Below are 11,198 nucleotides of genomic sequence, written 5' to 3' on the forward strand. Positions count from 1 at the left end.
CCCGCCGCTCTGTCCAAGCTGGCCGTGCCCCAGACAGGAACCTCCCGCCTGGGCGACCCCATTGAGCTAGCCCAATTTATCCCCCAGCCCCAGCCCACCGACGGACAGCCCGCCCCTGCTGAGGCCGCCCCGCCCCAGGAAGAACCGCGGGTGCTGGTGTCTGAGTTGGTCGTCAGCGGGGCCCCCAGCCCGGAGCTAGAAGACGCAGTATTTAACGCCATCAGCACTCGCGCTGGCGCAACCACTACGCGCACCCAGCTTCAGCAGGATATTAACGCGGTGTTTGCCACAGGATTTTTCTCGGACGTGCGGGCGGTTCCCGAAGATACGCCGCTGGGCGTGCGGGTCACCTTCGTGGTACAGCCCAACCCGGTGCTAACGGCAGTGCGAATCCAGGGCAACGAGGTGCTGCCCCAGCAGGTGGTTGACCAGACCTTTGGAACGCAATACGGCCGCGTGTTGAACCTGAACCAGCTTCAGACGGGCATCCGCAACATCAACCGCTGGTATCAGGACAACGGCTATGTGCTGGCGCAGGTCATCGACGCACCCCGCATCAGTCAGGATGGCGTGGTCACGCTCTCGGTGGCAGAGGGCGTGATCGAGGATATCAACGTCGCCTTTCAAACTGAAGACGGCGAAACCGAAGACGACGACGGCAACCCGATTCGGGGCCGCACCCGCGCTTTCATCATCACGCGGGAATTTGAAACCAAGCCTGGGGACGTGTTCAACCAGAACCAGATTCAGCAAGACCTCCAGCGGGCCTTTCGGCTGGGGCTGTTCGACGACTTGCAGGTGACGCTGAATCCGGGTGACGACCCCCGCAAGGTGGACGTGACCATCAACGCCGTGGAACGGAGCAGCGGCTCGATCTCCGCTGGGGTGGGCGTGAGTTCGGCTAGCGGTCTGTTTGGCACGGTCAGCTATCAGGAGCAAAACCTGGGCGGCAACAACCAGCGACTCGGCGCAGAGGTGCAGTTTGGTCAGCGGGATTTGCTGTTTGATATTAGCTTTACAGACCCGTGGATTGCGGGCGATCCAAACCGCACCTCCTATACGGTCAACGCCTTTAGCCGTCGGTCGATTCCGCTGGTGTTTCAGGGCGGCGAGACGGAGGTGACGCTGGAAAATGGCGATCGCCCTCGCGTGCGGCGGATTGGCGGCGGCGTAACCTTTGGTCGTCCCTTGGGCGACGGCTGGCGAGCCACGGCCGGGCTGCAATACCAGAACATTCGCCTGCAAGATGCCGATGGCGATCTAGCTCCAGTGGACGAATTGGGCAACCAGCTCAGCTTCAGCGAGTCGGGCACGGATGATATTTTGCTCGTGCAGCTCAGCGCCAGTCAGGATCGCCGCGATAGCGCCGTTGCCCCCACACGGGGTTATAGCCTCCGGATTGCAACGGATCAGTCGATTCCTGTAGGTCAGGGGAATATCTTTTTCAACCGACTGCGGGGCAGCTATAGCCGCTACTTCCCCGTAGACATCACCGATTTCACAGAAGGGCCCGAAACGCTAGCCTTCAACGTGCAGGGCGGCGTGGTGTTGGGCGATCTGCCGCCCTACGAGGCCTTCTCGCTGGGCGGCACAGACTCGGTGCGCGGCTATGAAGCGGGCGATGTGGGCAGCGGTCGCGCCTTTGTGCTGGGCACGGTAGAATACCGCTTCCCCATCTTTTCAATTGTCGGCGGCGTGCTGTTTGTAGACGTGGGCAGCGACCTGGGAACGGGCAGCGACGTACCAGGACAGCCCGCTGTGGTGCGCGACAAGCCAGGAACCGGGATTGGCTTTGGGCTGGGAATTCGGGTGCAGTCGCCGATTGGCGCAATCCGGGTGGACCTGGGCTTTAATGATGAAGGCGACAGTCGGATTCACTTTGGCATTGGGGAACGCTTCTAGCAGTAGCCTTAGTTAAGACCCGTCAGGTTTTGATACCGCCATCTGGGCGATCGCAATGGAACAAGTCCTCTCTTTCTCCAGCACCCCATCCGCCAACCGCCGCGAAGCCCCGGCTCCCGGTCTGCTGAGAGATCAGCAGCATACCCTTGCTAGCCCCCTAGCGCAGTCGGGGGTGGGGCTGCATCTGGGCGAACCCACCCAGGTCAGGATTTTGCCTGCCCAGCCGGGAGATGGGCGCTACTTTGTGCGGGTAGATCTGCCGGGGCAGCCCGTCATTCCGGCTCATATTGACCAGGTGCGCGAGACGCGGCTTTCGACCGAACTGGCAGTGGAAACCGCTGAGGGGACTGCTAGCGTTCGCACGGTGGAACACTTGCTGGCGGCGCTGGTGGGCATGGGTATTGACAACGCCCGCATCGAAATCGACGGGCCCGAAGTGCCCTTGCTAGATGGTTCCGCCCAGGACTGGGCCAGGGCGATCGCCGCCGCCGGGATCATGCCCCAGTCCGCTTCCTACGCCCTCATTCCCCTGCCAGAACCCGTCTGGGTACGCCACGAGGGTGCGTTTGTGGCCGCGATCCCCGCTCCCGAACTGCGCTTCAGCTATGGCATTGACTTTGACCTGCCCGCCATTGGCAACCAGTGGGCAAGCTGGTCGCCTGGCGCAGAACCCTTTGAAAGGGCGATCGCCCCCGCCCGCACCTTTGGTCTGGCGCATCAGATTGACCAACTGCGATCGCTCGGCCTGATTCGCGGCGGCAGCCTGGAGAATGCTCTGGTGTGCGGCCCCGACGGATGGCTAAACCCACCCCTGAGATTTTCAAATGAACCAGTGCGTCATAAACTTTTAGACTTAGTAGGAGACATCAGTCTGCTTGGCTGGATGCCCCTGGCGCACCTAGTCGCCTACAAAGCGAGCCACCAACTGCATACGGAACTGGCTCGCCGCCTCCGACTGTCCCCGTTTGCGCCCTAGCGCGATTCTCAGCGCCACTGCTGCCCAATCTTCCCACACCCGGTTTCCGCAGCCCCATTGCCGCTCTTGTCTGACTCCTGCTATCCATCTCCAGCCACCTTTCCAAACCCTCGATTCCATCATTCCCCTCTTATTCCCCTCTGTCAGCCCATGACCATTTTGACCGACCTCCATACCACCGTTTCCCCCGTTTCTCCCATTCAGGCTGAGCCAGAAGCCGCTCCTGAAACGCCCTCTGCACCGCCGACTGTGCTTTCGGTGGAGGAAATTCACAAGCTGCTGCCGCATCGGTATCCGTTCTCTCTGGTCGATCGAATCATCGAATTCGTTCCCGAAAAGCGGGCCGTGGGCATCAAAAATGTTACGTTCAATGAACCCCACTTTCAGGGTCATTTTCCGGGTCGCCCCATTATGCCGGGGGTATTGATCGTAGAGGCCATGGCCCAGGTGGGCGGCGTGGTGCTGACGCAGATGGCCGACGTGCAAGACGGTCTGTTTATGTTTGCAGGCATCGACAAAGTGCGGTTTCGCCGTCCGGTTGTGCCCGGTGACCAAATCATCATGGCCGTTGAACTGCTCTGGGTCAAAAAACGCCGCTTTGGCAAGATGTATGGACGCGCAGAGGTAGACGGGCAACTGGCTGCCGAAGGCGAATTGATGTTTTCACTGGTGGACTGATCCTTGACTACCCTGATTCACCCTACGGCTGTTATCCACCCCGACGCTGAACTGCATCCGACGGTTCAGGTTGGGGCCTATGCAGTCATTGGCAATCGGGTGAGGGTGGGGCCAGGGACGGTCGTGGGGGCCCATGTGGTGCTGGATGGCTGGACAGAAATCGGGGCCCGCAACCAGATCTTTCCGGGTGCTGCCATCGGCTTGCCCCCGCAGGACTTGAAATACGACGGTGCGATCACCCAGGTCAAGATCGGCGACGACAACCTGATCCGAGAGTACGTAACCATCAACCGTGCCACCTACACAGGCGAGGCGACGGTGATTGGCAACGGGAATCTGCTGATGGCCTACGTGCATGTCGGGCACAACTGCGTCATCGAAGACCGCGTGGTCATTGCCAACAGCACCGCGCTGGCTGGGCATGTGCATATCGAGGCGCGGGCGACGATTAGCGGCGTGCTGGGCATTCATCAGTTTGTGCGGGTGGGGCGACTGGCGATGGTCGGCGGCATGAGCCGAATCAACCGCGACGTGCCGCCCTATATGCTGGTGGAGGGCAACCCGGCCAGAGTGCGATCGCTCAATCTGGTGGGTCTGCGCCGCTCTGGGCTGATGGATGCCGACCAGGGGCGCACCTATCAAGCGCTCAAAAAAGCCTTTCGCACCCTCTATCGCTCTGGGCTGCCGCTGAATCAGGCAATCGAGCAGATCGACCTGCTGCCCGACTGCGAACCCTTGCAGCATCTACGGCAATTTTTGCAACTGTCGCAATTGCCAAGCCGCCGGGGGCTGATTCCGGGGAGTAGTCGCAGCCGAGGCGCAGATTGATGGACACGGTTGAGCCAGTCCACCCGCCTGCGGCCCGGTCGGCTCGGATTTTGATCAGCACGGGCGAGGTGTCGGGCGACTTGCAGGGGGCGCTGCTGGTGGAGGCGCTGTGGCGGCAGGCCGAGAAACGCGGACTGGCGCTGGAGATTTTGGCGCTGGGGGGCGATCGCATGGCGGCGGCCGGAGCGACTCTCTTGGGCGACACAACTGCCATTGGTTCCGTCGGCATTGTGGAAGCACTGCCCTTTGTGCTGCCGACGCTGATGCTCCAGCGGCGAGTGCAGCAGCAATTGCAGCAGCATCCGCCCGATCTGGTCGTGATGATCGACTACTTTGGGCCAAACTCGCGCATCGGCGCCTATATGCGTCGCCACTTTTCCCAGGTGCCGCTGATTTACTACATCGCGCCGCAGGAGTGGGTGTGGTCGCTCAGTCCGGCCAAAACACAGCAGGTGATTAGCCTGAGCGATCGCCTCCTGGCCATTTTTCCCGAAGAAGCCCGCTATTACGAAAAATGGGGCGCAAACGCCACCTACGTCGGGCATCCCCTGGTGGATCGCGTGGCCACCTTCCCCAGCCGCGCCGCAGCCCGTCAGCAGTTGGGCATTACCGAAGATGAAGTGGCGATCGCCCTCTTGCCCGCCTCTCGCCGCCAGGAAGTCAAACACCTGCTGCCGGTGCTGTGTCAGGCAGCGCAGCAAATTCAAGCCGCCCTGCCCCAGGCGCATCTCTGGATTCCTCTCTCGCTGTCGCAGTTTCAGACCCCTGTCGAGCAGGCGATCCGGCGCTACGGGCTGCGGGCAACGATCGTGACCGAGCAGCCCCAGACCGTGATCGCCGCTGCCGACCTAGCGCTGACCAAATCTGGCACAGCCAACCTGGAAATTGCGCTGGCAGGTGTGCCCCAGGTGGTCATCTACCGCGTCAGCCGCGTGACCGCATGGATTGCCCGCCGCTTCCTGAAGTTTTCGATTCCCTTCATGTCGCCGCCCAACCTGGTGATGATGGAACCGATTGTGCCGGAACTATTGCAAGAAGCCGCAACCCCAGAGCATATCGCCCGCGAGGGGCTGGCGCTGCTGCTCGACCCAGATCGCCGCCACCAAATCCAGCAAGACTATGCCCGATTGCGCCAGGTGCTAGGAGACGGCGGCGTGTGCGATCGCGCTGCGGGGGAGGTGCTAGATCTGTTGGAGCAGCGAGAGATGGGACGGGTGATGGCGTAGAAAGGGGCGAGCGGCTGGAATAACCTGATCCCGGTTCCCTGCTATATGATCCTGGGGAAACCGAGTTGGAGGCCGCCATGACCAACCCCCTCACCCTTCCCCCAGATCTGTCCTTTGAACAGGCGATCGCCCTGACGCAAGACCTGATGGCACAGATGGCGGCAGGCACGCTGTCGGCTGAGGCAGAGGAGCAGGCGATCGCCGCCCTAGTGTCTAGCGAAAACGGGGCGCGGGGCTTTTTTGTCACCTATCTCACCAGCGACAGCGCCTTGGCAGATGCGCCATCAGAAGCCGTGGTAAAAGCGCTGCAATCTTCCCCCGGAACCGTCGCGGAACTGCTGGTGAAAAACCTGGCCATGTCTTCCGCAATGGCGATCGCCCACCGCCGCAACCAAGCCGAAGACATGGCCCAGGGTTCCGAGCAGGTCAGCCGCCGCACGCTCGATCTGATCCACCGGGTCGGCCTGCCGCTGGTGTCTGAAAAAGCACAGCAACTCCGCAACAGCGCCAAAACCGGCGACGGCCCCTACGCTGAATTTCTGAACCGCTGGCGCTATGACGATGAGCAGCGGGCGGTAATTCAAGCGGCGCTGGAGGGCATTTAAGGGATTTTGGGTTTTGGGTTTTGGATTTTGGGTTTTGGGTTTTGGATGTTAAGGGGCGATCGCCCCAAACCTGCCCCCAAACCTGCCCCAAACCTGTCCAAAATCGGCAATCCCAAATCCAAATCCAAAATCCTCACCCCCCCAACACGCCCTGCCCCCGCCGAAAAATCTCCCGCGCATGCTCCGTCCAGGTGCCCTGGCCCCAATAGCGAAAACAGCTCGTTTGCAGCAGCAGGTTATAAAGCAGCGCTTGCTGATAGTCGGGCTGGCGCGTGATGCCGGGGTCTTGCTGTACCAGCGGGTCATACTTTTGGTGAAAGGCGGCGCTGAGTTGGTTCATCGGCTCCAGCACGTTTTCATAGCCCGCCACCCAGCTCAGGTCGTTCGTCCAGGAGGCTCCGTCCATGTGGAATTGAGGATCGGTGGCCTGGATTTGGGCGATCGCCTCCTGCACCTTCTCCGGCGTTGCGTCCTGTGGATGAACCTGCTGCCAAATCTTGTGCTGCTGCACCGCCTGAATTTCAGGATAGTCCGCCGGGTTCACGCCCGCCGCCTCGATTAGCTCAAGGTATTCCGTGCCATTCAGCCCGACCGTGCCGCCGCTATGCCCATCTCGAATTTGATACCATACGGGATGAAAATCGCGCGGAAACTCATTCATCATCACGCCGCCATTTTCCCCATCGGCAATCTGCGTCACACAGCAGGGCACCGACACGCCGCCAATTTCCTGCCGCCCGCGCCCCTTCGCCTCATGATAGGGCTGCATCTGCGCCACCAGTTTCGTGTCCGACCCCTGGGTTTTGATTAACACCGTCATCCGCACCGTCTCGCCGTGAGAATTTCGCGCCACCAGCGTATTGGGAATATACTTCTGGTCTTGCGTCAGGCTCGACCCGTCTAGCCGCTCCACCGAATGCTCCTGCACCAGCAGCCAGCGATAGCCGCATTCCTTCAGTGCCTTCAGGTATTCATACAGCGTGTCAGGATGGTTGGGCAGGTGCATCTCTGGCGGCGAAAAGCCCTTCACCCGCCGCAGCGCCTCATAGCCAAATAGCGCCGCGAAATACTGCTGCCACGCCTGGATATGCAGCTTCAGGTCGGGAATCGGCGTGGAAGGCACCACCGCATGGCTCCACATCGTGCCCAGCCATTCCACGTAGGGGTGATAATGCGGGTCGCAGGTGATGCGCCGCAGGTTGCCCAGCACGTCTTCCCGCCCCATCTGCACCAGCCCCCAGAGCAGGTTGCCGGAATAATCCAGCATGATGCGCGGCTGACAGCCGTTGCCTACCAGTTCGGGGATAAACTCGCCCATGCGCCCATAGCACCAAGCAAACACGCCCGCATTGTGGTTATCCCCTTCGCCTGGATGCTCGAACATATACTGCAAATTGCTGATCAGCGCCCCGTCCCAGCCTGCGGGAATGGTGGGCTGGTGCATATGCAGGGCGCAGGCAAAACCGCTGGTGATGTGTTCCAGCCGCAGGGCAGTGTGGGGCAACCAGATGGGGTCGCTGTGATTCACCACGGTGCTGATTTCCGCCTCCCAGCCGCAGATGTTGGGCAAGCCGTAGTGGGTGGTGGGAGGCAGGGTGGGCAGGTTGGCAACGGCGGTCGTCATGGCGCAGTTCCTTGGGTGAGACTGCTCCTACGATAGTTCCAGCCGCCGGGGTTTGCGGAGTCTGTCGGCTTGTTTAAAGAATCCAGGTTACTAAAGCCCCAGGTGCTTATAGGTCTTCTGGGTTGATGCCCATCTCACGCAGTTTGGCGGCCAGGCGATCAGCCCGCTGTCGCTCTTGTTCTGCCCGGTGTCGCTCTTGTTCTGCCCGGCGTCGCTCTTGTTCCGCCCGGTGTCGTTCTTGTTCTGCCCGGTGTCGCTCTTGTTCTGCCCGCTCGTCGCCGTTCAGCAGCAAGTTACCCTCACAATCCCACCAGCGCAGCCAGGGCAAATCTTGATTCAGATATTGTCCCTGCCAGATGCCAAGTTCCACGCCGATGGGGTCAATCGGGAAATGCCCGCGCTCGTTGGGCGTGCAGCGCTGATAGTGGTTGCCGACTAGCTCGTAGACCTCCACCGAAGCTTTGTCTACTTCATAAATGGCGTAGAAGGGGACGCGAATCGCCTGTTCATAGACCCAGAATTTTCCCGCTTTGGACTCTGGGCTAGCCAGGGGCGAGGTGGTGTCGCGCTCCTCGGAACCGTCCCCAGAGACGAACTCAATCACAATTAGCGGCGCAATAATTTCTTGCCACAGGACGTAGGAGCGTCGCCGCTGACCGTCGAGCAGGGGCGGCACGTTGGGCACATAGAACCAGTCGGGGGCTTCGGCTCCGCGCTCCGGAGGGTCGGTCAGCCGCCAATAGATACCGCAGTCTTGCCCGATGGCGTATTGCCCGTCAGGATGTAGCGCATCTAGAACGGGACGGATGGAATCGGTGAGCAGCAGGCTTTGGGGATGCTCCTGAAAGTTCTTCACAAACGTGCCGTCGGTTTCGGGCAGTTGGGTGTGGTCGGGAAGCGATAGGGCGGGCTGGGAAGGGGCGATCGCCATAGCGTGGCTCCAGAACACTGATGGGGTACGGACTGAAGGTGCAAACTGAAGGTGCAGACTGAAAGTGCAAACTTGAGGAAAGCCGATGCTTCGTTTCAAACGTATCAATGTTCTAACGATTTTCTAACGATTAACGTTCTAACGGTTAACGTTCTAAGGAATGTTCCAAGTGTACCGGTTTAACAGAGTTTGATGGTAGTTTCACCTGCTCACCAAAGCCAAATTACTCACTAAAGCCAGAATAAAAGGGCCAACGATCGCCCGCTGGCAGATCATTGGCCCGTCGGCAATCCTGTTAAACAGGAGTGCGTCTTGAGCGTCTCCTGCGGCTGTGGGAAGTCCTTTGCCTAAATGCAGTTACTTGGACTAAGTGCAGTTACCTGGACTAAGTACAGTTCTACGTCAAGGGTTTGCTGAGTTTTCTGGAACCCTGTCTTGCCAGCGATCTAGAAATTGCATGAGCAGATGGCTTGCTGACTTGAGAATCGGGATTCGACGTGGCAGCGTACTCCAACTGACTTCTCCACGAAATAGACAATTCCGATAGCGACACGTGAGCAGCAGCAAGGCAACCAGAATGCGAGACGCGCTTTGGGTTCCTTGATTCTCCAGCACACTTTTCACAAACAAGGCTTCTTCGTAGCTATGAAAATAGATCTCGCGAAATCGCCAGTTTGCAACCCCATCGCTGTTGAGATATTGCGTTTGATAGGCTGCTAGGCAATCGTGGTAATCCACAGATCGCCGTCCCCCTTGTAGCGGGTATTGCTGCACGACTTCTTCGAGTCTGCTGAGGGAAATCGTTTTTTCGCAAACTAAAGTCTCAAACAAGTCTAGGACGAAGTGGAAATAGACAACTCTACTAATGTCCTCTCGCGAGATGGGCGATCGAGCAGAGAAAAACTGATACACCCACGCTGTTGCGCTATGACCAGCAATCCACCTCGAAGCATCGGCAGAATTGCTGTCAGAAGCGCCGGCCATGGAGTGAGATGAGGATTCTAGACTGCGATCGGAAAGCTGCATCATACGTTCAGACTCCTTGTTTTGTTTTTTGGGTAAGGTTAGCGATCTCACAGGACTTGTGCGCTAGCGATGAGTTTTCGGGATTTTGGACAGTTTTTTGTAGGCGGCCCCTACGAAAAATTGCCTCCCTGCATAAATCCTGAAGTTCTTTGTTTGGTGAGTTCCCTGACTGAAGCACAGATGCACAAGCACAGATGCACAAGCACAGATGCACGCGATTAGAAGGCTTGCTGCTTTAGTGGGCTGTTACCGTGCGAAGATGGAATATTAGGCCGACGGTAACAGTTTGTAAAGGAGAGGTTATGGCTGAAATCCAGTTTTCTAGGGGGATCACAGAAGAGGTCGTTCCCGATGTGCGGATGACCCGTTCCAAGGACGGCACCAACGGGACAGCTACTTTCTACTTTGAGAACCCCAAAGCCCTGAGTGTGGAGAGCACCGAAGATATTACAGGGATGTACCTGCTCGACGAGGAAGGTGAGTTAGTCACCCGTGAGGTCAAGGCAAAGTTTATCAATGGTCAGCCAGCAGCACTTGAGGCGGTCTACGTGATTAAGAGCGTAGACGAGTGGAACCGATTTATGCGGTTCATGGAGCGTTACGCTGAAGAGCATGGACTCGGATTCACTAAGTCCTAGGCTTTACAGAACTTTGGGGACTCTTAAAGCATCTATGAATTATGCAGCGCTTCCCCACCCAGATACAGAACAGCCGTCAGTTGGCTGTGCCGTAATTACGGTGAGCGATACGCGCACGCCGGAAACTGACCGCAGCGGCCAACTGACGAGCGATCGCCTCCAGTCCAGCGGACACCGCGTCTTGGCTTACGAAATCTTGCCGGATGAACCCGACCAAATCCGCGCCAGAGTTTTGGAACTGTGCGATCGCCCGGATATTTCCGCTATCCTCCTCAACGGCGGCACGGGCATTGCTCCCCGCGATACGACCTATGATGCGATTGAAAGCCTACTGGACAAGACGCTCCCTGGCTTTGGCGAAGTCTTTCGCTGGCTGAGTTATCAAGAAATCGGGTCGCGGGCGATCGCCTCTCGCGCCACCGCCGGACTGCGCGGCACCACGCTGATTTTTTCTCTCCCTGGCTCTAGCAATGCGGTTCGCCTTGCAATGGACGCGCTAATTCTGCCGGAGTTGGTGCATTTAACCCAACAGGCGCAGGGAGCTAGAAGTCTCTCTGGCTAAGGTAATCCTAATCCGGGCATCTTAAGGCAATCGGCAAGACTTGCGCGTGCGATCGCCCTCTGGGTCTTGCCAGGACAGCGCGAAGTGGCTGATGGCGTTGATCTGGGGCGCAGACTGGCGGATGGCCTGCATCTGGGTTTCGAGCGGTGGGCGGTTGCTGACCGAGCGTCCCCAAGTGCCCGCCAGCACGGGCATCACTCGC

11 protein-coding genes and 1 pseudogene are annotated in these 11,198 nt (G+C 59.0%); 8 read left to right on the top strand and 4 right to left on the bottom strand.

Going from position 1 to position 11,198, the window contains the following annotated elements:
* The 6 genes from IGS51_RS10830 to IGS51_RS10855 form a co-directional block, all read left to right on the top strand.
* The coding region (locus IGS51_RS10830; protein ID WP_297078410.1) for a BamA/TamA family outer membrane protein at window positions 1-1,902 on the top strand (1,902 nt) is incomplete at its 5' end.
* Window positions 1,903-1,957: 55 nt separating this feature from the next.
* Entirely contained in the window at window positions 1,958-2,878 is a 921-nt protein-coding gene (gene lpxC, locus IGS51_RS10835) for a UDP-3-O-acyl-N-acetylglucosamine deacetylase (RefSeq protein ID WP_297078411.1), read from the top strand.
* Between the two features lie 150 nt (window positions 2,879-3,028).
* Window positions 3,029-3,556: a 3-hydroxyacyl-ACP dehydratase FabZ gene (fabZ, locus tag IGS51_RS10840; RefSeq protein WP_172356103.1), complete on the top strand. Its 528-nt coding sequence runs from the start codon at window positions 3,029-3,031 to the stop codon at window positions 3,554-3,556.
* 3 nt (window positions 3,557-3,559) lie between these two features.
* A complete protein-coding gene (gene lpxA / locus IGS51_RS10845) occupies window positions 3,560-4,384 on the top strand; it encodes an acyl-ACP--UDP-N-acetylglucosamine O-acyltransferase (protein WP_297078412.1) in 825 nt (274 codons plus the stop codon).
* Window positions 4,384-5,610, top strand: coding sequence for a lipid-A-disaccharide synthase (gene lpxB, locus IGS51_RS10850; protein WP_297078413.1), 1,227 nt, complete (start codon window positions 4,384-4,386; stop codon window positions 5,608-5,610). The genes lpxA and lpxB overlap by 1 nt, the downstream gene beginning before the upstream one ends.
* 77 nt (window positions 5,611-5,687) lie before the next feature.
* Window positions 5,688-6,215 (top strand): hypothetical protein, encoded by a 528-nt coding sequence (locus tag IGS51_RS10855; protein WP_297078414.1) that lies wholly within the window; start codon window positions 5,688-5,690, stop codon window positions 6,213-6,215.
* A gap of 133 nt (window positions 6,216-6,348) precedes the next feature.
* Here the strand turns inward: IGS51_RS10855 and IGS51_RS10860 are convergent, their stop codons facing one another.
* The 3 genes from IGS51_RS10860 to IGS51_RS10870 all read right to left on the bottom strand — a co-directional run bounded on the left by IGS51_RS10860 (window position 6,349) and on the right by IGS51_RS10870 (window position 9,754).
* Window positions 6,349-7,839 carry a glycosyl hydrolase family 57 gene (locus tag IGS51_RS10860; protein WP_297078415.1) on the bottom strand — a complete coding sequence of 497 codons (1,491 nt, stop codon included), beginning with the start codon at window positions 7,837-7,839 and terminating at the stop codon, window positions 6,349-6,351.
* 106 nt (window positions 7,840-7,945) lie between these two features.
* A complete protein-coding gene (locus IGS51_RS10865; RefSeq protein WP_297078416.1) occupies window positions 7,946-8,770 on the bottom strand; it encodes a Uma2 family endonuclease in 825 nt (274 codons plus the stop codon).
* A gap of 402 nt (window positions 8,771-9,172) precedes the next feature.
* On the bottom strand, window positions 9,173-9,754 hold the full coding sequence (locus tag IGS51_RS10870; protein ID WP_297078417.1) for a hypothetical protein: 582 nt from the start codon (window positions 9,752-9,754) through the stop codon (window positions 9,173-9,175).
* 344 nt (window positions 9,755-10,098) lie between these two features.
* Between IGS51_RS10870 and psb28 the strand changes: the two genes are divergently transcribed.
* Window positions 10,099-10,434 carry a photosystem II reaction center protein Psb28 gene (psb28, locus tag IGS51_RS10875; protein ID WP_172356118.1) on the top strand — a complete coding sequence of 112 codons (336 nt, stop codon included), beginning with the start codon at window positions 10,099-10,101 and terminating at the stop codon, window positions 10,432-10,434.
* Between the two features lie 34 nt (window positions 10,435-10,468).
* A complete protein-coding gene (locus IGS51_RS10880) occupies window positions 10,469-10,996 on the top strand; it encodes a MogA/MoaB family molybdenum cofactor biosynthesis protein (protein ID WP_297078418.1) in 528 nt (175 codons plus the stop codon).
* Between the two features lie 21 nt (window positions 10,997-11,017).
* Here the strand turns inward: IGS51_RS10880 and IGS51_RS10885 are convergent.
* A pseudogene (locus tag IGS51_RS10885) lies at window positions 11,018-11,198 on the bottom strand (hypothetical protein); the annotation flags it as partial.

The organism is Thermoleptolyngbya sp. M55_K2018_002, assembly GCF_015295965.1.
Lineage (GTDB): Bacteria > Cyanobacteriota > Cyanobacteriia > Elainellales > Elainellaceae > Thermoleptolyngbya > Thermoleptolyngbya sichuanensis.

What these genes read in the sequence shown, in the direction of transcription:
- IGS51_RS10860 (WP_297078415.1), bottom strand. Translation starts at nt 7,839, where the DNA reads ATGACGACCGCCGTTGCCAACCTGCCCACCCTGCCTCCCACCACCCAC.
- fabZ (WP_172356103.1), top strand. Translation starts at nt 3,029, where the DNA reads ATGACCATTTTGACCGACCTCCATACCACCGTTTCCCCCGTTTCTCCC.
- IGS51_RS10870 (WP_297078417.1), bottom strand. Translation starts at nt 9,754, where the DNA reads ATGGCCGGCGCTTCTGACAGCAATTCTGCCGATGCTTCGAGGTGGATT.
- IGS51_RS10865 (WP_297078416.1), bottom strand. Translation starts at nt 8,770, where the DNA reads ATGGCGATCGCCCCTTCCCAGCCCGCCCTATCGCTTCCCGACCACACC.
- IGS51_RS10855 (WP_297078414.1), top strand. Translation starts at nt 5,688, where the DNA reads ATGACCAACCCCCTCACCCTTCCCCCAGATCTGTCCTTTGAACAGGCG.
- lpxC (WP_297078411.1), top strand. Translation starts at nt 1,958, where the DNA reads ATGGAACAAGTCCTCTCTTTCTCCAGCACCCCATCCGCCAACCGCCGC.
- IGS51_RS10880 (WP_297078418.1), top strand. Translation starts at nt 10,469, where the DNA reads ATGAATTATGCAGCGCTTCCCCACCCAGATACAGAACAGCCGTCAGTT.
- lpxB (WP_297078413.1), top strand. Translation starts at nt 4,384, where the DNA reads ATGGACACGGTTGAGCCAGTCCACCCGCCTGCGGCCCGGTCGGCTCGG.
- psb28 (WP_172356118.1), top strand. Translation starts at nt 10,099, where the DNA reads ATGGCTGAAATCCAGTTTTCTAGGGGGATCACAGAAGAGGTCGTTCCC.